The organism is Streptomyces sp. NPDC024687 (assembly GCF_055559055.1).
On the sequence record NZ_JBVHLJ010000003.1, the window covers coordinates 673,170 to 694,281 of the forward strand.

Consider the following 21,112-nt stretch of genomic DNA (forward strand, 5'->3'; position numbering starts at 1 on the left):
ACTCCATGCGCCTCACTCCATGCGCCTCACTCCATACCGGTCCCCGCCGGACCCGTCCCCGTCAGACCCGTCAACAGCACCTGGGTGAAGCCGTGGACCCACGCCGCGTCCGCCGGTTCCGCGCTGACCAGCGTGCGGTGGACCACCGCTCCCGCCACCATGTCGAAGATCAGGTCGGCCGTGCGGGCCGCCTCGACGGGGTCCGCCTGCCCAGGGAGTTCGCCGCGGGCCTGGGCGCGTTCCCGGCCCTGAAGGACCAGTCGTTTCTGGCGGTCGACGATCGAGGACCGGATGCGCTCGCGCAGCGCGTCGTCGCGGCACGACTCCGCCACCACCGCCATCAGGCCGTTCTGCGCCTCCGGACGCGCCAGAATCGCCGCGAACTGGAGGACCACGCCCTCGATGTCCGCCGCGAGGGTCCCGCTGTCGGGGAGTTCCAGCTCGTCGAAGAGTTCGGCCACCGCGTCGACGACGAGTTCGTTCTTGCCGGCCCAGCGCCGGTAGAGGGTGGTTTTCGCGACCCCCGCACGGGTAGCCACATCTCCCAGCGTCAGCTTCGACCAGCCCAGCTCCACCAGCGCCGCCCTCGTCGCCGCGAGGATCGCGGTGTCCGCGGCGGCGCTGCGCGGGCGGCCCGCGGCGCGGGGGGCGGGGGTGCTGCTCTGCATCCTCCGACCATAACCGGCCGTTCTCGAGTCGCAGTGAGAGAGATCACCGGGGTGGGGTACCGGGCAGGCACTCGGTGCCATTACGCTACGACTCGTAGCGAAAGCTCGCGACGGACGTACGCGAGCGGCGGCGCGCACGGCGCGGGGTGGGGACCCGGCGTCAGGACCGTGCCGCACGACCGGCTTTCACCATGCTTTTCACAGACGCGCGCTCACGGGGGAGGATAGACGCATGCAGCCACGGAACATGTCCATGAGCGGAGTCGTCGACCTCGCCGCGGTGAAAGCGGCCCAGGAGGCCAAGGCGAAGGCGGAGCAGGCGCGCGCCGAAGCGGCCCGGCACGGTGGCGGCCCGGGTGCCGTCTCCCCGGCCGATCTCGTCATCGACGTAGACGAGGCGGGTTTTGAACGCGAGGTTCTGCAGCGGTCCACCGAGGTCCCGGTCGTCATCGACTTCTGGGCCGAGTGGTGTGAGCCCTGCAAGCAGCTGAGCCCGGTGCTGGAGCAGCTCGTCGTCGAGTACAACGGACGCCTGCTCCTCGCCAAGATCGACGTCGACGCCAACCAGATGCTGATGCAGCAGTTCGGGGTGCAGGGCATCCCGGCCGTGTTCGCCGTCGTCGCCGGCCAGGCCCTGCCGCTCTTCCAGGGCGCGGCCGGCAAGGAGCAGATCCAGCAGACCCTGGACCAGCTGGTGCAGGTCGCCGAGCAGCGCTTCGGACTGACCGGCCTCGCCGTCGACCCGGACGCCGAGCCGGGCGCCGCCCCGCAGCCCGCGGCCGTGCCGGCGGGCCCGTACGACGCCCTCCTCGAAGCCGCCGTACGCGCCCTGGACGCCGGGGACTTCGGAGGTGCCGTCCAGGCGTACAAGAACGTACTGAGTGACGACCCCGGTAACAGCGAGGCCAAACTGGGGCTCGCCCAGGCCGAGTTGCTCCACCGGGTGCAGAGCCTTGACCCGCAACAGGTGCGCAAGGAGGCGGCCGAGAAGCCGGGCGACGCGCAGGCGCAGATCGCCGCCGCCGACCTCGATCTGGTCGGCGGGCATGTAGAGGACGCCTTCGGGCGGCTCATCGACACCGTGCGGCGCACGGCGGGCGACGAGCGGGACACCGTACGGCTGCGGCTCCTTGAGCTCTTCGAGGTCGTCGGTGCCGACGACCCGCGGGTGGCGGCGGCGCGCAGGGCCCTGTCCCGCGCCCTGTTCTGACCAGTTGCTAAACACTCCGCCATGTGATGCCGGAGTGAAAAATTTGCCGTCGGGAGACCACTGCGGCCGCACTTTGCCAAAACTTGGCAATTGCGGCCGCTGTTACTTCCAGTAAGCCAGAGGCGTTGATCTGTCGGTTTCTGTCCATCGATCAACTGCTTTGTCACCCCCCTGGTTGCCACCCAGCGTCGCCGACCGAGATCAGCGGGTCGTTGTTCGGTTATCCGCCCGTTACTACCGAGTAACGAAGCCCCTTGTGCGGGCGGCGAGAATGCACCACGATCGGCGACGCTCGGTCCTTTCCCGTACCCCGACAGCCGGTCGGGGCAAGGGATTCCGTGGGTCCCCACCGAGCAGAGCCGGCGGCAGGTGCGCCGGCTCTTGGACAGGGGGGTCTTCGCCCATCCGGCGAAGCCTGTCCAGCAAGGTTGTGCGTGATGCGTGTCAGGCGCGACCAGTGGTTGTGTCGCTCGGGGGTGATCGCCGGTGATCGGTGCGCGGTTCGCGCCTCCGAGGGCGGGCGCTCTCCTTCCCGAGGACGTAGCACTTCTCCCATCCCTGCCCGGCTGAGCCGTCCTTTCGAGAGGGCAGTCAGGGCCAGGAGATGTACGTCCGAGAAGGAGGAAAATATGGAGTCCCAGGTGCGTGGCGGGACAAGATGGAAGCGGTTCGCTGTGGTCATGGTGCCCAGCGTTGCCGCCACGGCAGTGATAGGTGTCGCCCTTGCACAGGGCGCGCTTGCCGCGTCGTTCAGTGTGTCGGGGCAGGAGTTCAAGGTCCGGGCCGGCGAGCTCGTCGGCTACGACATGAACCAGTACGGCTCCATAGACTCGGGCAAGAGTCTTGAGGGCAAGGACGAGGCGCACCCGGTGTCGGTCTCGGCGTTCAGCCACGCCACCATCACCAACATGTGTCAGTCCGTGGTCACCCCGGTTCCCTTCCTGAACAAGTCGGTCACCCTGAAGCTGACCGCGGGTGACAAGGGCACCAAGGTCGAGGCCGACCAGATCTACATCGATGTCGCCAACCTCGATGCGAAAGATGCCGTGTTCTCGGGCATCAACATCGGCGTCCCCGCGGGCACCACCAGCGGCGACACCCCGAAGCCCAAGACCGCGGACGGGGAGAAGTCCAACCCGTTCGGGTTCGCTCAGCAGGCCAAGAAGGCCGTGCTGACCGATGTGAAGCAGACGGCGTGGGCCACCACGGCCGGCACCTTCAAGCTCTCCGACCTCCACATGGGGCTGAGCTGGGGCAGCGGCGCCGGAATCGAGTGCTACTAGGCGCTCAGTGACGGGCGGGGGAGCCGTTACGGTCCCCCGCCTGCCATCTCTCACTCGTCGCCTTCACATCCCCCACATTCTTCGCGATACACCCTCATCAAGAGCAACGCCGCACCAGGGAGCTGTTTTCCATGAGCGCCGAGAGTCCTGCCGCGCCCGGCCAGTTCGCCCACCGGAGGCAGCAGTTCCGCGCCTGGCGGGGCACCCGCCCGTTCTGGGCGGGACTGTTGGTCATGATCGGCGGCCTCCCGATCATGTACTTCCCGTACGCGCACCTCAAGCTCGGTGGCCTGACCATCGCCATGGCCACCACGGCGGGCGCAGGATCCCTGATCATCGGCGTACTGCTCGTCGTCCTGGGCATCACCCTCTGGTTCCAGAAGCACGTACGCACCTTCGCGGGTGTCGCGGCGATCATGCTCGGGCTTGTGTCCCTCCCCGTCTCCAACTTCGGTGGCTTCATCGTCGGCTTCCTCCTCGCGCTGTTCGGCGGGGCGATGGCCGTGTCGTGGGCGCCGGGCGTACCGCCTGCGGAGGAGCCGGCCGGGCAGGACACGACCGCTGAGGGCGGTGCTCCCGAGGCCACGGACTACGACACCACGCTCCTGCGGCCGGTGAACCCGGTGGGCGAGCCGAACGATCTGTCAGGAACGAGCCCGGTCAACGGGGCGAACGGGAGGCACAGTGCCGGCTGACGAGGTGACCCACGGGGTTGACGTGGACGCGTCCCGTGCGAGATCCGGGCCCCGCCACGCGGCACCCAAGAAGCCGCTGTTCAACAGGTTCCACATGCCGGCCGGCAAGGCGATAGCCATGGCGGCGATGCCGACGGCCGTGCTCATGGGCATCGGGTTCACGCCGACGCTCGCGCTGGCCGACGACGCGCCGACCGCGAAGAGCCTGACGGCGGACGAGTACAAGGACTGCGTCGCGGCACTGACCGGCAGCCCATCCCCGTCCGCCTCGGCGAGTTCGTCCCCGTCCACCGGTGACACCACGGCGACTCCGTCCCCGTCGGCCTCCTCCGGCTCGGGGTCGGACTCCGGCTCGGGTGCGAACGGCTCCTCCTCGTCGGATTCGGGTTCCGACGACAAGGCCACGCCCACGCCCACGCCTTCGGCGTCCGCCTCCGCCGGCAAGGGGGAGAGCTCCTCCTCCGGCTCCGGCGGCTCCGCCACCGCCACGCCGTCGCCGTCGGCCTCCGCGAGCGACGACGGCAACCTGCTGACGGAGATCGGCGACGCGATCACCGGGATCTTCACGGGTGGCTCCGGCTCCGGCGATGCGGCCAGTGCAAGCCCTACGCCGACCCCCTCGGCCTCGGCGTCCAAGAGCGCCGACGACAGCGCGGGCGGCACAGCGGGCGACACCGTCAAGGAGACGACCGACAAGGTCACCGACACGGTGAAGGACACCGTGAAGGACACGACCGACTCGGCGTCCGAGGCGGCGAAGGACAGCACCAAGGCCGTGGAGGACGCCACCAAGGCAGCCGAGGAGGCGGCGGCGGACGCCACGGCCTCCCCGAGCCCGTCGGCGAGTTCCAGCACGGACCCGGCGGACTGCCCGGCCGCCACGGACGACGTGGGTGACACCGAGCCCGGTGTGACCGTGGCGGACAACGCCTGGACCCTCAAGGCCAGTTCGCTGCTGCTCAAGGGAGCCGACTACCAGGGTGTCGTCAAGGTCAGGACCGCGAGCGGCAAGACCAAGAAGGTGCTGAAGTACGTCATCTCCGGCGGCACCGAGATCGGTGACCTCCACCAGATCGTCACCGAGCAGGGCACCACGTACCACGTGCAGGCGGGCAAGGGCATGAAGCCGTCCACGATCACCGGTGACAAGACGATCATGTACACCGAGAGCATCTCCGGCAACCTGCTGGGGTTGATCCCGGTCACGTTCAGCCCGGACAGCCCCCCGCCGCTGAACATTCCGGTGATCTACTTCACCAATGTGACGGTCCAGCAGGCCGCCCAGTACGGCGGGACGCTGACCGTGCCCGGGATGCGCCAGTACACCACCGACTGACCTCGCCCCCGAACTTTTCCGGGAGCCGCACAACACGCTGAGGGTGCCCTCTTCACAGGGGGCGCCCTCAGCGCGTACACGAGCCCATGAGGGTTATCGAGTCCCTCACGTAAACCTCTTCACAATTTTCACAGAGTTCCCGTAACCTCATTCTTGCCGTGGACATAGGCGCAGACCCAGGCGTACGGCATCGCCGACGCGGCCGGTCTGCCGCGCGGCCGGGGCCTGCTGCACGGTCAGCAGGCCGCGCAGGTGACCAAGGCGTCCGCGGCGGCGGCCCAGGCCGTGGAGACCGCGTTCAACGCGACTCGCGCCTCCGCCGCCGACAGCAAGACGCTCGACTCCCTCGCCAACACCCAGGCGCACGCCGCCAAGGCCGAGTTCCGGCGCATCGCCGCGCAGGAGGCCGAGGCACAGGCCAAGGCCGCCGCGGCGGCCCGGGACTCGGCGGCGCAGGTCGTCAAACCCGCCAACGACGCCATCGAGTTGGGCTCCCCGTACGCGGAGACCGATTCCTCGGCGGGCCTGGCGGTGCTGACCGGCCAGGCCGCGAAGACCGCCGCCCAGCAGCAGGTCGCCGTCGCCAACGCCAAGGCGGCGCAGGCCAAGAAGGCGGCGGCCGAGGCGGCGGCGAACGCGGCCGAGTGGGCCGCGCAGGCGAGCACCTCGGCAGCGGCGGCGCAGGCTTCGTCGGATGCGGCGGCAGCCTCCGCCAAGGCGGCTCAGCGGTCCGAGGCCAACACCGTCGAGTACGACAAGCAGGCGGTGGCCGACGCGGCCGCCGCGCAGACCGCGGCCACCGCCGCGGACGGCTACGCCACCGACGCGGACGCCTCCGCCGACGCGGCCGAGCGGGATGCGGCGAGCGCCCGCAGCGCGGCCGACGCGGCCGAGGCCGACGCCTCCACCGCGCGGTCCGTCGCCGACAAGGCGGAACAGGACGCGGCCGTCGCCGAGGCGCTGCGTCCCGGCGACCGGCTGACCACACTGGACGGCAAGGGCGCGCGGGTCGAGTCGGTGACGAAGAAGCGCGGCCCGGTCCAGGTGTTCAACTTCGAGGTCGAGGGCGACCACACCTACTTCGTGGGTACGTCGAAGGTGCTGGTGCACAATGCCTGTCGGATCTGGCCGAACAACATGGCGGTCACTCTCGAACAGGAACTCGCCACCGCCGAGAGGCTGGGCATCCGTCCGGCCAAGCCGGGTTCCGCGAAGTGGGACAAGTACATCGACATGGACGGCGAAAAGATCAAGTGGGCCGTGCTCCAGGACGGGCAGCTCGTCATCATGCCGAAGATGGTGGGGCAGGATGAGCTCTCCCATCCCGTGCTGAGCGGCGGCGCCCCGGTGCAGGACGCCGGTGAGGCCCAGCTCGCGGGCAGCGGCGGCCAGTACTTCGGGCTGGAGATCGACGCCCACAGCGGGCACTTCTTCAAGCAGGGCGACCCGTTCTGGGCCCCGGGCGGCGGTGCCGAACAGCTCGGCAAGGAGATGTTCGAGGCGGCCGGGGTGATGTTCGGGTGACCGGGGTCTTCGAGGAGCTCGACCGGCTCGACCTCGACGGCCATGTGCGCCGCTGGTCGGCGCCGGGCGTCGCCACGGTCGACGGAGACGTGAGCCAGTGGATGGCCGCAGCCCAGCAGTTCGCCGCCCGGCTCCAGGTCCGTCCGGACGGGCCGACCTGGCTGACCGAGGAGCAGTGGGGCGAGATCGGGCACGCGTGGGCGGCGCTGCTGGCGGCTGCCGAGCGGTCCGTCGGCGAGCAGGGCAACGAGTGGCTGCTACGGGACCTGTGGCTGCGGTCCTGGCTCCTGGACCACATGGGGCCGCGCGCCGGTGTCGCACTGCTCGACCCCGAGGCCGTGCTCGAACGCGCGCTTGCCGCCATGCCCATGTCCGTGGAGGAGGCCGACAGGTCGGCCTCGTGGTGGCGGGAGGTGAAACCGGACGAGATCCTCACGTTCCGTGAGCGGATCCTGGAGCTTCGGATGATCCGACGGTTGCTCGCCACGGTGAGGCCGCTGGCCGCGCATCTCGCGGACCATCCCCGTTGGAGTGAGGTCGAGGAGTGGGCGCGGGTGGCTGAAGCACTGCCGTAGCCCCCGTCTCCGGCAACGACCGAGGGCGCCCCCTGTCACAGGGAGCGCCCTCGGTGTCGTACGGCCTCTTGCTGTCAGCCTCTTACTGGGCCGCGCCGCTCAGGTGATGCACCCGCAGCATGTTGGTGGTGCCCGCGACGCCGGGGGGCGAGCCGGCCGTGATGATGACGATCTCGCCCGGGTTGAAGCGGTTGATCTTGGCGATCTCCTGGTCGACCATGTCGACCATCTCGTCCGTGGTGTTCACGAACGGCACCACGTGCGACTCCACGCCCCAGCTGAGCGCCAGCTGGTTGCGGGTGTTCTCGTCGGTGGTGAAGGCGATGATCGGCTGCTGCGCGCGGTAGCGCGACAGGCGCCGGGCGGTGTCGCCGGACTGGGTGAAGGCCACCAGGCCCCGGCCACCGAGGAAGTCGGCGATCTCGCAGGCCGCGCGGGCGACCGAACCACCCTGGGTGCGGGGCTTCTTGCCGGGGACCAGCGGCTGCAGGCCCTTGGACATCAGCTCCTGCTCGGCGGCGACGACGATCTTCGACATCGTCTTGACGGTCTCGATCGGGTACGCGCCCACGCTCGACTCCGCCGACAGCATGACCGCGTCCGCGCCGTCCAGGATCGCGTTGGCCACGTCGGAGGCCTCGGCGCGGGTCGGGCGGGAGTTGGTGATCATCGACTCCATCATCTGGGTCGCCACGATCACCGGCTTGGCATTGCGGCGGCACAGCTCGATGAGGCGCTTCTGCACCATGGGGACCTTCTCGAGCGGGTACTCGACGGCCAGGTCACCGCGGGCCACCATGACGGCGTCGAACGCCATCACGACGTCCTCCATGTTGTCCACCGCCTGCGGCTTCTCCACCTTGGCGATGACGGGGACCCGGCGGCCCTCCTCGTCCATCACCTTGTGGACGTCGGCCACGTCCTTGGCGTCCCGGACGAAGGACAGCGCGACCATGTCGCAGCCCATGCGCAGCGCGAAACGGAGGTCCTCGACGTCCTTCTCGCTCAGCGCGGGGACGTTGACCGCCGCGCCGGGCAGGTTGATGCCCTTGTGGTCGGAGACGACACCGCCCTCGATGACCATCGTCTTGACCCGCGGGCCCTCGACGTCCAGGACCTTCAGCTCGACGTTGCCGTCGTTGATGAGGATCTGGTCGCCGCGGGAGACGTCACCGGGCAGGCCCTTGTAGGTCGTCCCGCAGATGGTCTTGTCACCCGGGACGTCCTCGGCGGTGATGACGAACTCGTCACCGCGCTCCAGCTCCACCGGACCCTCGGCGAAGGTCTCCAGGCGGATCTTCGGGCCCTGCAGGTCGGCGAGGACACCGATGGCCCGGCCGGTCTCCTTGGCGGCGGCACGGACGCGGTCGTACCGACCCTGGTGCTCGGCGTGCGTGCCGTGGCTGAAGTTGAAACGGGCCACGTTCATGCCGGCTTCGATCAGCGAGACCAGCATCTCGTGGGAGTCGACCGCGGGGCCGAGAGTACAGACGATTTTCGAACGGCGCATGGAGCGATCCTATCGGTTTGTTTCCCTGCGGAATATTCCGTCTGGCGGAAGATACAAATGGGCGGGGTCGCGCTCAGTTGCGGTTACTGCTCAGTCGCTTTTTCTTCGACCAGTGCGTAGGTCTGTGTCGCGATTTCCAATTCCTCGTCCGTCGGCACCACGGCCACCGCCACCCGGGCGTCCGCCGGCGAGATCAGTCGCGGCCCGTCGCTCCGTACGGTGTTCAGCGCGTCGTCCACCGCCAGGCCCAGGGACTCCAGGCCCGCCACGGCGGCCTCGCGCACCGGTGCCGCGTTCTCCCCGACGCCGGCCGTGAACGCGATCGCGTCCACGCGGCCGAGCACCGCGTAATAGGCGCCGATGTACTTCTTCAACCGGTGAATGTAGATGTCGAATGCGAGCTTCGCCTGTTCGTCGCCCTCGTCGACCCGGCGGCGGATCTCCCGCATGTCGTTGTCCCCGCACAAGCCGATCAACCCGCTCTTCTTGTTGAGAAGAGTGTCGATCTCGTCCGTGGACATTTTGCCAACACGCATCAAATGGAAGATGACGGCGGGGTCCAGGTCTCCGGAGCGGGTACCCATCACGAGTCCCTCCAAAGGCGTCAGCCCCATGGAGGTGTCCACGCACCTGCCGGCCCGGACCGCGGAGGCGCTCGCGCCGTTGCCCAGGTGCAGCACGATCACGTTGACGTCCTCGGGCGCCCTGCCGAGCAGCTTCGCGGTCGCCCGGGACACGTACGCGTGCGAGGTGCCGTGGAAGCCGTAGCGCCGGACGCGGTGGGCGTCGGCGGTCTCGACGTCGATCGCGTAGCGCGCCGCGGACTCCGGCATCGTGGTGTGGAACGCGGTGTCGAAGACGGCCACCTGAGGCAGGTCCGGCCGCAGCGCCCGCGCGGTGCGGATGCCGGTGAGGTTGGCTGGGTTGTGCAGCGGGGCGACCGGGATCAGCCGCTCGATCTCGGCAAGCACGGTCTCGTCGATCACCGTCGGCTCGGTGAAGGTCTTGCCGCCGTGCACGACCCGGTGCCCGATGGCGGCCAGCTCGGGGGAGTCCAGGCCGAGGCCGTCCTTCGACAGCTCCTCGGCCATGGCCTTCAGGGCGGCGTCGTGGTCGGCGATGGGGCCGGTCCACTCACGCGACTCGCCGCCCCGAGGCGTGTGCTTCAGCCGGGCGGACTGCTCACCGATGCGCTCGACGAGCCCCGCCGCGAGCCTGCTGCTGTCCCGCATGTCGAGCAGCTGGTACTTGACCGACGACGAGCCGGAGTTGAGGACGAGGACGCGGGTGGCGCTCACTGTGCGGTGGCCTTTTCTGTCGCGAGGGTCGAGGTCTGGGCCTGGATCGCCGTGATGGCGACGGTGTTGACGATGTCCGAGACGAGGGCGCCCCGGGACAGGTCGTTGACGGGCTTGCGCAAACCCTGGAGCACCGGCCCGACGGCGATCGCGCCCGCCGAACGCTGCACGGCCTTGTAGGTGTTGTTGCCCGTGTTGAGGTCCGGGAAGATCAGGACCGTTGCCTGCCCGGCCACGTCCGACTCCGGCAGCTTGGTCTCCGCGACCGTCGGCTCGACCGCGGCGTCGTACTGGATCGGCCCCTCGATCCTCAGGTCGGGCCGCCGCTGCCGTACCAGCTCGGTGGCCTCGCGCACCTTGTCGACGTCGGCGCCCGAGCCCGACGTACCGGTGGAGTACGACAGCATCGCGATCCGCGGCTGCACGCCGAACTGCTCGGCGGTCGCGGCCGACTGGATGGCGATGTCGGCGAGCTGCACGGCGTCTGGGTCGGGGTTCACCGCGCAGTCGCCGTACACCAGCACCTTGTCGGCGAGGCACATGAAGAAGACCGACGAGACGATGTCGGCGTCCGGCTTGGTCTTGATGATCTCGAAGGCCGGGCGGATCGTCGCCGCCGTGGAGTGCACCGAGCCGGACACCATGCCGTCGGCGAGGCCCTCCTGGACCATCAGCGTGCCGAAGTAGTTCACGTCGGAGACGACGTCGTAGGCGAGCTCGACGGTGACGCCCCGGTGGGCCCGCAGGGCCGCGTACTTCTCGGCGAAGGCGTCGCGCAGTTCGGAGGTCGCCGGGTCGATCAGCCGGCAGTCGCCGAGGTCGATGCCGAGGTCGGCGGCCTTCTTGCGGATCTGGTCGACCGGGCCGAGCAGCGTGAGGTCGCAGACGCCCCGGCGCAGCAGGACCTCGGCCGCGTGCAGCACGCGCGGCTCGGTGCCCTCGGGGAGCACGACCCGGCGCTTGTCGGAGCGGGCCGTCTCCAAAAGCTTGTGCTCGAACATCATCGGCGTGAGGCGGTCGCTGCTCGGCGCGGAGACCCGGCGGGCGAGCTCGGCGGTGTCGGCGTACCGCTCGAAGAGACCGAGCGCGGTCTCCGCCTTGCGGGGCGTGGCCGCGCTCAGCTTCCCTTCCAGGGAGAAGAGTTCGGCGGCGGTGGGAAAGCTGTTGCCCGCCACCGAGAGCACCGGGGTGCCGGGGGCCAGGCGGGCGGCGAGGGTGAGGACCTCGTCGCTCGGCACCTCGTTCAGGGTGAGCAGCACGCCGGCTATCGGCGGGGTGCCGGCGCTGTGCGCGGCGAGCGAGCCGACGACCAGGTCCGCGCGGTCGCCCGGGGTGACCACCAGGCAGCCCGGGGTCAGGGCGTTCAGGAAGTTCGGCAGCATCGCGCCGCCGAACACGAAGTCCAGCGCGTCCCGGGCGAGCCCGGAGTCGTCGCCGAGGATCACCTTGGCCCCGAGGGCCTGCCCGATCTGGGCGACGGTGGGTGCGGCGAGCGCGGGCTCGTCCGGCACGACATAGCAGGGCACGGGCACACGGCCCCGGAGCCGCTCGGCGATCTCGTCGCGGTCCTCGCGGGCCACCCGGTTGGTGACCATGGCGAGGACGTCGCAGCCCAGGCTGTCGTAGGCCCGGTAGGCGTTGCGGGTCTCCGCGAGCACCGACTCGGCGGGCTGCGTGCGGCCGCCCACGACCGGGATCACGGAGGCGCCGAACTCGTTGGCGAGCCGGGCGTTGAGCGCGAGCTCGTCCGGCAGCTGGGTGTCGGCGAAGTCGGTGCCGAGGACCAGGACGACGTCGAAGTCGCGGGCCACCAGGTGGAAGCGGTCGACGAGGGTGGAGACCAGCTCGTCGGTGCCGCGCTCGGCCTGCAGCGCGGAGGCCTCCTGGTAGTCGAGGCCGTAGACGGTGGCCGGGTCCTGGGTGAGCCGGTAACGGGCGCGCAGCAGCTCGAAGAGCCGGTCGGGACTGTGGTGCACCAGCGGCCGGAACACCCCCACCCGGTCGACCTGGCGGGTCAGCAGCTCCATCACCCCCAGCTCGACGACCTGGCGGCCGTCGCCGCGGTCGATCCCGGTCACGTACACGCTGCGGGTCACGCGAGCTCACTCCGTTTCCTGGACGGCATAAAAATCGCCCACCTAGGTGAGCAGAACCCTCTTGACAGTACCCCGATCGATGGATAAGGCGCCCGTCAGCATGGGATGCGACGTTGCTGTGCGGGACGTGAAAGAATCGGACCTGGCTCACCGGTATCAACAGCGAGCAGGAGACACAGCACGATGCGCATCGGAGTTCTCACCGCAGGCGGCGACTGCCCGGGGCTGAACGCAGTGATCCGGTCGGTCGTGCACCGAGCGGTCGACAATTACGGCGACGAGGTCATCGGCTTCGAGGACGGCTACTCCGGCCTCCTGGACGGCCGCTACCGCGCCCTGGACCTGGACAGCGTCAGCGGCATCCTGGCCCGCGGCGGCACCATCCTCGGCTCCTCCCGCCTGGAGCGCGACCGGCTGCGCGAGGCGTGCGAGAGCGCCTCCGACATGATCCACGAGTTCGGCATCGACGCGCTGATCCCGATCGGCGGCGAGGGCACCCTCACGGCCGCCCGCATGCTGTTCGACGCGGGTCTCCCGGTCGTCGGCGTCCCGAAGACGATCGACAACGACATCTCCTCCACCGACCGCACCTTCGGCTTCGACACCGCGGTCGGCGTGGCCACCGAGGCGATGGACCGCCTCAAGACCACCGCCGAGTCCCACCAGCGCGTGATGGTCGTCGAGGTCATGGGCCGGCACGCGGGCTGGATCGCCCTGGAGTCCGGCATGGCCGCCGGCGCCCACGGCATCTGCCTGCCCGAGCGCCCCTTCGACCCGGCCGACCTGGTCAAGATGGTCGAGGAGCGCTTCGCCCGCGGCAAGAAGTTCGCCGTGGTCTGCGTCGCCGAGGGCGCCCACCCCGCCGAGGGCAGCATGGACTACGGCACGGGCGAGATCGACAAGTACGGCCACGAGCGCTTCCAGGGCATCGGCACGGCCCTGGCGTACGAGCTGGAGCGGCGGCTCGGCAAGGAGGCCAAGCCGGTCATCCTCGGCCACGTCCAGCGCGGCGGCGTCCCCACCGCGTACGACCGGGTCCTGGCCACCCGCTTCGGCTGGCACGCGGTGGAGGCCGCGCACCGGGGCGAGTTCGGCCGGATGACCGCGCTCAAGGGCACCGACATCGTGATGGTGCCGCTCGCGGAGGCGGTCACCGAGCTGAAGACGGTCCCGAAGGACCGGATGGACGAGGTGGAGTCGGTCTTCTAGGCGCGCGTCCGGGCGGTCGCCGTCCTACGGCCGTCTGTCGGCCGTCTCGTGCTACGGCCGTGTCTCGACCGCCTCCCAGAACCGCTCCACGATCTCGGCCAGGAACTCCTGGCCGGCCTCGCCGGAGCGTTCGCCGCCCCCGCCCCAGCTCAGGGTGGACACCATCTGCCCCTGGTACTGCCGGTGCAGGTCCATGAGGGTCTCCTCCACCAGGCGCCGGTCCAGGGGCACGATCTTCGCGATCTGACGGACGTAGGCCTGCCAGCGGGTGCTGACCGCGCCGCGCAGGCATTCGGCGAGCCGCTTCTCGCGGCCCGTGACGGCGACGAAGTCCGGCAGGGTCAGCTCCAGCAGATCGGCGAGGGCGGCGGACTGGCGGTCGGTGCCGCGCCACTCGTCGTGTTCCTCCATGCCGAGGTAGGCGAGCAGTTCGAGTCCCACGGCACGGGCCACGTCCTCGGGGGCGATGCCGCGCGCGACGCGGTGCTCGCGCAGGGTGCGGGGGCGGCCGATGAGTTCACCGGGGGAGCACCACAACACGCCCGCGAGAGCGGTGAGTTCCGGACTGGTGGGGCAGAGGGTCCCGCGTTCCCAGGCGACGACGAGATCAGGGGTGACGTAGGGGAGCCCGTACGAGACGCGCAGCCCGTAGGCCACGTGCTCGGGCCCCATGCCGAGGGCGACACGGAGTCTGCGGGCGGTGAGGTTGTCGAAGGGCGGTCCGGGCTGGTTCGGCAGGGCGGGTGGTCGGCGCACGGCCCACAAGCTAGGGGCGCGGTCGTGCGGTGACTACGGTCTGTTCGGCCAGTATCACGGATTGTGCGAACCTACGGTTTCGACCGTGGGTTCGGGCTGGCCGAAGATCGTCTGTCGGCGGCGCGGACGCGGTGGCGAGGATGGCGCCGGGTGCCCGCACGGGTGGCCGGAAAGAGGTGCGATCTTCGTGTACGAAGTGAATGGCAAGGTAGAGGGGCATATTCGCGAGCGGCTGCTGGCGCCGAACTTCTGGCATCTCGCCACCGTCGGTCCGGACGGAGCGCCGCAGGTCTCGCCCATGTGGGCGGACCTCGAAGGTGAGTACGTCATGGTCAACACGGCGATCGGACGTGTGAAGGAACAAAACCTGCGGCGCAATCCGAACGTCTCCCTCTCCCACCACGACCCCGAGAACCCCTACGACCGTGTCGAGATCCGGGGCCGGGTGGTGCGCTTCGTCGAGGGCGAGGAGGCGGAGCGCTCCATGGACCGGCTCACGCAGAAGTACATCGGCGAGGAGCGCTACCCGTGGCTGCTGGCGGGCGAGCGGCGGGTGATGCTGCTGATCGAGCCGGTGCGGGTGCGCAGGGTGGTGGGGGTGGAGCCGTTCCGGCCGGGGGTGCTGCCGGAGGAGTGAGCACGGGCTGCCGAGCCCGGGGATGACGCGCCGCTCACGCGGCCCCCGGCGACCGGCTGACGCCCCCGTGAACCTTGATCGCGTCCGGCAGGCGGCAGTCGTGCTCCGGGTTCGTGGTAGTGGTCGGCCGAGTGGAGTGGCAGCGGTGTTCTGGGCTTGTGCCCCGGTCGGCCGTGTGAAATGGCGGCCGTGTTCGGGGTTCGTACCTCGCCGGCGCCCGATGGACGGCCGTTGGGTTCCGGGTTCGTGTCCTCGGCCCGCCGAGGGGAGTGGCAGGCGCGTCCTCCGGGTTTGTACGCTGGCCGCGTCCGGCAGGTGGCGGTTGTGCTCCGGGTTCGTGGTCGTGGTCGGTCGTGCGGGTCAGCCGCGTTTCCGGGTTCGTACCTCGGCCGCGTCCGGCAGTTGGTGGCTGTACCGGGCTCGTGGCCCCGGGCCGACCTCATGAAAGGCGCCCACGCCACGGACCGTGCCGGCCACGCCGGGTCCCGAGACCGTGTCGATGAGTCCGGACGCCCCAGGCCGGGTCGCCGGAGCCGGGCCGGACTTTCCCGAAGTCGTCGGAGAGGCGGCGGCAGGTCACCCCTTGACCGCCCCGCCCAGCGCGAAGCCCCCGCCGAGCCGCCGCGCGATCAGCACGTACAGCAGGATCACCGGTGTCGAGTAGACGATCGAGAACGCGGCGAGCTGGCCGTACGCCACCATCCCGCGGTTGCCGAAGAACTCGTTGATGCTGACGGATGCCGGCATCTGGTCCGGGGTGAGCAGCAGCATGAACGGGACGAAGAAGTTGCCCCACATCATGACGAAGGAGAAGACGGTCACGACCGCGACTCCGGGGCCCATGAGAGGCAGCACGATCCGGACGAGCGACTGGAGGGAGCCCGCGCCGTCCGTCCAGGCGGCCTCCTCCAGTTCCTTCGGCACGCCGTCCATGAAGTTCTTCATCAGCCATATGGCGAAGGGGAGTTGGGACGCGGCGAAGAACAGGATCGTGCCCTGGAGGGTGTCGATCAGGTCGACCTGCACGAACAGGGCGTAGACCGGAACCATGATCGCCGTGATGGGCAGGCTGGTCGCGAAGAGGACCGACAGCAGGAACGGCCGGTTGAGACGGGAGCGGAAGCGGGACAGGGGATAGGCCGCGAGGGCCGCGCAGACCACCGTCAGCCCGGTCGCCCCACCGCACAGGATGAGGCTGTTGAGCAGCGGGGTGAAGGTGATCTCCGAGGTCAGGATCGCGTCGAAGTTCCCGAGGGTGACACCGTCGGGGACCTTCGCCCTGAGGTCCGCGTGCGGATCCAGGGCCGACAGGAGCACCCAGGCGAGCGGCAGCACGAACGCGGCCGCGACCGCCAACAGCCCCGCGTCGGCGGCGAGTCGGTGGTTGCGGCGGCGGTCGGCGAAGTGTGCGCGGGCCATGGTCACACCTCCGTCCGCAGCAGGCGCATGTAGACCACGGAGAAGAGGGACCCCACCAGGAGGAGCAGCAGGGCGACCGCGGTGCCGTAGCCGATCATGCTGTTCTGGAAGGCCTGTTCGTACATGAAGAGGGGCAGGGTCTGGCTCTTGTCGCCCGGCCCGCCCCTCGTCATCACCCAGATCAGTCCGAAGACCGAGAGGGTCTGGAGGGTGTTGAGCATCAGGTTCGTGCCGATGGAGCGCCGGATCATCGGCAGGGTGATGTGCCACATCCGGCGCCAGCCGCCCGCGCCGTCGACCTCGGCGGCCTCCGTGATCTCCCTCGGGATCTCCCCCAGGGCCGCCGTGTAGACCAGCATCGAGAAGGCGGTGCCCCGCCACACGTTCGCGAAGGACACCGCCAGGATCGGCAGGGTGAACAGCCAGTTCTGGGACGGGAGATGGAGCAGGTCGAGCACCGCGTTCAACGTGCCCTCCTTGCGGAAGAAGGCGTAGAGGAGAAAGCCCGCGACGACCTCGGGCAGCACCCACGCGGTGATGACGATGCCGCCGGTGAGCGTGCGCACGGGTTTCGAGGCGCGCTGCATGAGCGCCGCCAGCGCCAGGCCCAGGGTGTTCTGCCCGATCAGCGACGACACGACCGTGAACACCAGCGTCAGCCATACGGCGTTGAGGAACTCCTCGTCCTGGAACGCCGTGCGGAAGTTCTCGAAGCCGACGAAGGACGACTCGGCCTGACCGGTCAACTGCAGGTCGGTGAAGGCGATGTAGGCGCAGTAGGCGATGGGTCCGGCGAGGAAGAGGAGCAGCAGGACGAGCGCGGGCGTGACCGGGAGGGCGCGGGCGAGGGAGCGCCGGTTCACTTGTCGATCACTTGGTCGTCCGTGGCCTCCTTGAGCGAGTCGTCGTAGTTCCTGGCCGCCGCCTCGACGGAGGTGTCACCGGTCGTCACGCCCTCCATCGCCTCCTGGATCGCGGTGGAGACCTTCGGATACGCCGGGTAGGCGGGCCGGTAGTGGGTGCTGGCGACCAGGTCGGTGAAGAACTCGATGCCGGGCTGGGCCTTGGCGTACGCGGGGTCCGCGGCCACGTCCTCGCGTACCGAGATGCCCGAGTTGGCGACGTACCACTTCTGGGCGTTGGCCTTGGTCTGCAGCGTCCTGATGAAGTCGAAGGCGAGATCGGGGTTGCCCGCCTTGGCCGGGACCGCCCAGGTCCAGCCGCCGGACATGCTCACCTTGCCGGGGGCCTGGCCGTGCTGGGTCGGCATGTACGCGAGCCCCAACTCACTGGACCACTGGGGCCATTCGTGACCGCTGCCGGGCAGCCAGTCCTGCGGGAGCCAGGAGCCGTCCAGGTTGATACCGAGCTTGCCCTTGGGGAGCAGATCGCCGCGGACGATGGTCTGGATGTTGGGGTCGAGGGCGGTGGAGACGTCCGGGCCGAGCTTCTCCCGGTAGACCGTCTCGACGAAGGAGAGGGCGTCCTTGAAGCCCTGGCTGCCGGCGATCCACTTCCTTGCGGACTCGTCGTACAGGCGGTCCTCGGTCCCGTAGAGCAGCATCTCGAAGCCCTGCATGGTGGCGGCCTCGCCCGCGGGTTTGCCGGTGTAGACGTTGAGGGGCGTGACGTCCGGGACCCGGCGCTTGATGGTGCGGGCGGCGTCGAGGACCTCGTCCCAGGTCTTGGGCTGCCAGTCGGCGGGCAGCCCGGCCTTGGCGAAGATCCCCTTGTCGAACCAGAGCCCCCGGGTGTCGGTGCCGTCCGGGACGCCGTACGTCTTGCCGTCCTCCGCCTTCGCCGCGGCCTTCGCGGTGTCGATGAACCGGTTCCAGTCGGGCCACTTGGCGAGATAGGCGTCAAGCGGCTTCAAGTACCCGCTGGTGATGTCGGAGTTGATGAGGAAGGTGTCCTCGTAGACCAGGTCGGGCGCGGTCTTCGCGGAGCGGAGCATCTGCTGCAGCTTGGTGTAGTACTCCGAGTCCGGGGCCTTGATGGGGACGAGCTCGACCTTCTTGCCGGGGTTCGCCTTCTCGAACTGCTTCTTGACGTCCGCGAGATAGTCGTCCATCACGTGGATCGAGTTGTCCGTGGACTGCTTGAAGGAGACCCTCACGGTGTCCGGATCGCTGCCGGAACCGCCTCCGCAGGCGGTGAGGGCGGATGCGGCGAGGGCGGTGGCGAGCAGGGAGGGAAGTACGGCGGTGGGGCGCACGGGCATGACCTCCTACGGGCTCACGTCGTTGTGGCCGGGACGGCTGCCGTGTGAACGTAAGAGGAGTGGTCTAGTCAGGTCAATGAGCGTGCACCAGAAGGACCCTAGGGCTGCTGTCGGGTGACCCATCGGTACTGCAACTCCGGGCGCCCCACCGTTCCGTACTGCGGGCTGCGGGCCGCCCGGCCGGCGTCGACCAGATGCTCCAGGTAGCGGCGGGCCGTGATCCGGGAGATCCCGACCACCTCGGCGAGACCGGTCGCGGTGAGCCCCTCCTCGCAGTCCCGCAGCGCCACCGTCACCCGCTCCAGGGTCGGCGCGCTGAGCCCCTTCGGCAGGGCGGCCGGGCCCGGCGCCCGGAGTGTGGCCAGCGCGCGGTCCACCTCGTCCTGACCGCTCGCCTCACCGGCCGACGCGTGGAACTCCGCGTACCGGATCAGCCGGTCGCGCAGGGTGGCGAAGGTGAACGGCTTCAGCACGTACTGCACGACCCCCAGCGAGACGCCCTCCCGGACGACCGTCAGGTCCCGGGCCGACGTCACCGCTATCACGTCCGCCTGATGCCCGGCCGCGCGCAGCTGACGGGCCAGCTGGAGGCCGTGCCCGTCCGGCAGATGCAGATCGAGCAGGAGCAGGTCCACGGCCGTACGGTCCAGCAGCCGCCGGGCCTCGGCACCGGTGTGCGCCTTGCCGACGGCCGTGAAGCCGGGGACGCGGTTGACGTACAGCACGTGCGCGTCGGCGGCGACCGGATCGTCCTCGACGACCAGGACACGGATGGGCTGCGGCGCGGTCATATCTGGCCTCCGGGGAGGGTGGCACGTCCGGGGGCCGGGGAGCCGGGGGGCGGCGGGGGGTCTTCCGGGGCTGTGGCGTTCGCGGGGGCAGGGGGGCGGTCCGGGGTTGTGGTGTGTTCGGGAGCGGCAGGGCCTTCCGGGACCGGCGAGGCTTCCCAGGCCGTGGTGCTTTCGAGCTCGCCCCCCAGAGGGAGCCGTACCTCGAATTCCGCGCCGCCTCCCTCCGCCTCCGCGACGGTCAGCGTGCCCTTGCAGCGGTTGACCGTCTGCCGTACGAGTGCGAGGCCCAGGCCGCGGCCGCCCGGGCCCGCCGGTTTCGTCGAGAAGCCGCGCTGGAAGACCGCCTCGGCGTGGGCCGGGTCCACGCCCGCGCCGGTGTCCGAGACCCGCAGGACCAGCCCGCGGCCCGCCGTGCCCTCCGTGCCCGCCGTGTATGCCGTCACCGTCACCCGCGCCCGCATGCTGCCCTGCGCCGCGTCCACCGCGTTGTCGATGAGGTTGCCGAGGATCGTGACCAGGTCCCGGGCGGGGAGCGTGTCCGGCAGCAGCCCGTCGTCCAGGCGGCTGTCCTCCGACACGACCAGCTCCACGCCCCGCTCGTTCGCCTGCGCGGTCTTGCCCAGCAGCAGGGCGGCCAGCACCGGTTCGCTCACCGCCGCCACCACCTGGTCCGTGAGTGCCTGCGCCAGCTCCAGCTCCGCCGTCGCGAAGCCCACCGCCTGTTCCGCGCGGCCCAGTTCGATCAGCGAGACGACCGTGTGCAGCCGGTTCGCCGCCTCGTGGGCCTGCGAGCGCAGCGCCTGGGTGAAGCCCCGCTCGGAGTCCAACTCGCCCATCAGGGACTGGAGTTCGGTCACATCGCGCAGGGTGACCACGGTGCCGCGCTGCTCTCCGCCGGAAACCGGGGAGGTGTTGACGACCAGGACCCGCGTGGACGTCAGATGGACCTCGTCGACCCGTGGCTCGGAGGACAGCAGCGCCCCCGTCAGCGGCGCCGGCAGCCCGAGGTCCGCCACCGACCGCCCGATCACCCCGTCCTGAGCGGACACGCCCAGCAACTCCCGTCCGCCGTCGTTGATCAGCGCGACACGGTACTGCCCGTCCAGCATCAGCAGTCCCTCGCGCACCGCGTGCAGGGCGGCCTGGTGATAGTCGTGCATCCTGCTGAGCTCGGCCGCGTTCATGCCGTGGGTGTGCCGGCGCAGCCGGGCGTTGACGACGTAGGTGCCGACGGCGCCGAGCGCGAGCGCGCCGCCCGCGACGCCGAGCAGGGCGGCGAGCTGGCCCTGCACCCGCTCGCTGATCTTCTCGACCTGGATCCCGGCGCTGACCAGCCCGATGACGTGCCTGTGGTCGTCCTCGACCGGAGTGACCGCGCGAACCGAGGCGCCCAGCGTGCCGGTGTAGGTCTCCGTGAACGTCTGGCCCCTGAGCGCGCGCTCGGTGTTGCCGAGGAAGTGCTTGCCGATCTCCTTCTTGTCGGGGTGGGTCCAGCGGATGCCCTGCGGACTCATGATCGTGACGAAGTCGACCTCGGTGTCGGCCATGACCCGCAGCGCGTACGGCTGGAGCCGTGCCGTCGGATCAGGCGTGCCGATGGCCGCCCGCACGGACGGCGAGTCCGCGACCGCCCGCGCCACGGCCCTGGCCTGAACCCGCGCCGCGTCCTCGGCCTGGCCCCGGTCGCTGACGTAGGTGAACAGCGCGTACCCCGCCACGACCACGGCGATCAGCACGGCCTGCATGGCGAAGAGCTGGGCCGCGAGGCTCCGGGGTCTCGGTACGGGGATGCGCATGTCGTCAGTGTGCCTCCATGGCTGATTGTGAACTAAATGAACGGAAGGGTGACCGCCCTCACAGGGCGGGAGATAGTCACGGCATTCC

18 protein-coding genes are annotated in these 21,112 nt (G+C 69.9%); 8 read left to right on the forward strand and 10 right to left on the reverse strand.

The annotated features are described in order from the left end of the window. Positions 1-26 precede the first annotated feature (26 nt). Positions 27-668, reverse strand: coding sequence for a TetR/AcrR family transcriptional regulator (locus tag ACZ39I_RS15000; protein WP_467244831.1), 642 nt, complete (start codon positions 666-668; stop codon positions 27-29). 232 nt (positions 669-900) lie between these two features. On the opposite strand from ACZ39I_RS15000, the gene ACZ39I_RS15005 reads away from it, so the two are divergent. The 6 genes from ACZ39I_RS15005 to ACZ39I_RS15030 all read left to right on the forward strand — a co-directional run bounded on the left by ACZ39I_RS15005 (position 901) and on the right by ACZ39I_RS15030 (position 7,291). Beyond that, positions 901-1,878 carry a tetratricopeptide repeat protein gene (locus ACZ39I_RS15005; protein ID WP_352392147.1) on the forward strand — a complete coding sequence of 326 codons (978 nt, stop codon included), beginning with the start codon at positions 901-903 and terminating at the stop codon, positions 1,876-1,878. 629 nt (positions 1,879-2,507) lie between these two features. Further along, a complete protein-coding gene (locus ACZ39I_RS15010) occupies positions 2,508-3,161 on the forward strand; it encodes a DUF6230 family protein (RefSeq protein WP_467244832.1) in 654 nt (217 codons plus the stop codon). Positions 3,162-3,292: 131 nt separating this feature from the next. Beyond that, positions 3,293-3,856: a DUF6114 domain-containing protein gene (locus ACZ39I_RS15015; RefSeq protein ID WP_467244833.1), complete on the forward strand. Its 564-nt coding sequence runs from the start codon at positions 3,293-3,295 to the stop codon at positions 3,854-3,856. Then, the gene (locus ACZ39I_RS15020) at positions 3,846-5,192 is read left to right on the forward strand and encodes a hypothetical protein (protein ID WP_467244834.1); all 1,347 of its coding nucleotides are present in this window, start codon (positions 3,846-3,848) and stop codon (positions 5,190-5,192) included. The genes ACZ39I_RS15015 and ACZ39I_RS15020 overlap by 11 nt, the downstream gene beginning before the upstream one ends. A 252-nt stretch (positions 5,193-5,444) precedes the next feature. After that, positions 5,445-6,716, forward strand: a complete 1,272-nt coding sequence (locus ACZ39I_RS15025; RefSeq protein ID WP_467244835.1) for a polymorphic toxin-type HINT domain-containing protein — start codon at positions 5,445-5,447, stop codon at positions 6,714-6,716. Continuing rightward, the gene (locus ACZ39I_RS15030) at positions 6,713-7,291 is read left to right on the forward strand and encodes a hypothetical protein (RefSeq protein ID WP_467244836.1); all 579 of its coding nucleotides are present in this window, start codon (positions 6,713-6,715) and stop codon (positions 7,289-7,291) included. Before ACZ39I_RS15025 ends, ACZ39I_RS15030 begins: the two co-directional genes overlap by 4 nt. An 82-nt stretch (positions 7,292-7,373) precedes the next feature. On the opposite strand, the gene pyk is transcribed toward ACZ39I_RS15030, so the two are convergent. The 3 genes from pyk to pta form a co-directional block, all read right to left on the reverse strand. Further along, complete coding sequence (gene pyk / locus ACZ39I_RS15035; RefSeq protein ID WP_352392139.1) at positions 7,374-8,801, reverse strand: pyruvate kinase; 1,428 nt, start codon at positions 8,799-8,801, stop codon at positions 7,374-7,376. Positions 8,802-8,884: 83 nt separating this feature from the next. Further along, a complete protein-coding gene (locus ACZ39I_RS15040) occupies positions 8,885-10,099 on the reverse strand; it encodes an acetate kinase (protein ID WP_467244837.1) in 1,215 nt (404 codons plus the stop codon). Then, complete coding sequence (gene pta, locus ACZ39I_RS15045) at positions 10,096-12,195, reverse strand: phosphate acetyltransferase (RefSeq protein ID WP_467244838.1); 2,100 nt, start codon at positions 12,193-12,195, stop codon at positions 10,096-10,098. Before pta ends, ACZ39I_RS15040 begins: the two co-directional genes overlap by 4 nt. A 183-nt stretch (positions 12,196-12,378) precedes the next feature. Between pta and ACZ39I_RS15050 the strand changes: the two genes are divergently transcribed. Continuing rightward, positions 12,379-13,404, forward strand: coding sequence for an ATP-dependent 6-phosphofructokinase (locus ACZ39I_RS15050; RefSeq protein WP_352392136.1), 1,026 nt, complete (start codon positions 12,379-12,381; stop codon positions 13,402-13,404). A 51-nt stretch (positions 13,405-13,455) separates the two neighbouring features. Here ACZ39I_RS15050 and ACZ39I_RS15055 read toward each other — a convergent pair whose 3' ends face one another. Then, positions 13,456-14,160, reverse strand: a complete 705-nt coding sequence (locus tag ACZ39I_RS15055; protein ID WP_352392135.1) for a helix-turn-helix domain-containing protein — start codon at positions 14,158-14,160, stop codon at positions 13,456-13,458. A 187-nt stretch (positions 14,161-14,347) separates the two neighbouring features. On the opposite strand from ACZ39I_RS15055, the gene ACZ39I_RS15060 reads away from it, so the two are divergent. Continuing rightward, the gene (locus tag ACZ39I_RS15060; protein ID WP_467244840.1) at positions 14,348-14,797 is read left to right on the forward strand and encodes a PPOX class F420-dependent oxidoreductase; all 450 of its coding nucleotides are present in this window, start codon (positions 14,348-14,350) and stop codon (positions 14,795-14,797) included. Positions 14,798-15,373: 576 nt separating this feature from the next. On the opposite strand, the gene ACZ39I_RS15065 is transcribed toward ACZ39I_RS15060, so the two are convergent. The 5 genes from ACZ39I_RS15065 to ACZ39I_RS15085 all read right to left on the reverse strand — a co-directional run bounded on the left by ACZ39I_RS15065 (position 15,374) and on the right by ACZ39I_RS15085 (position 21,024). Continuing rightward, positions 15,374-16,216 (reverse strand): carbohydrate ABC transporter permease, encoded by an 843-nt coding sequence (locus tag ACZ39I_RS15065; RefSeq protein ID WP_467244841.1) that lies wholly within the window; start codon positions 16,214-16,216, stop codon positions 15,374-15,376. A gap of 2 nt (positions 16,217-16,218) precedes the next feature. Beyond that, positions 16,219-17,079, reverse strand: a complete 861-nt coding sequence (locus ACZ39I_RS15070; RefSeq protein ID WP_467244842.1) for a carbohydrate ABC transporter permease — start codon at positions 17,077-17,079, stop codon at positions 16,219-16,221. After that, positions 17,076-18,437, reverse strand: coding sequence for an extracellular solute-binding protein (locus ACZ39I_RS15075; RefSeq protein ID WP_467244843.1), 1,362 nt, complete (start codon positions 18,435-18,437; stop codon positions 17,076-17,078). The genes ACZ39I_RS15070 and ACZ39I_RS15075 overlap by 4 nt, the downstream gene beginning before the upstream one ends. 98 nt (positions 18,438-18,535) lie before the next feature. Then, positions 18,536-19,228, reverse strand: coding sequence for a response regulator (locus ACZ39I_RS15080; protein ID WP_467244844.1), 693 nt, complete (start codon positions 19,226-19,228; stop codon positions 18,536-18,538). Continuing rightward, the gene (locus ACZ39I_RS15085) at positions 19,225-21,024 is read right to left on the reverse strand and encodes a sensor histidine kinase (protein ID WP_467244845.1); all 1,800 of its coding nucleotides are present in this window, start codon (positions 21,022-21,024) and stop codon (positions 19,225-19,227) included. The genes ACZ39I_RS15080 and ACZ39I_RS15085 overlap by 4 nt, the downstream gene beginning before the upstream one ends. Between the last annotated feature and the right edge of the window lie 88 nt (positions 21,025-21,112).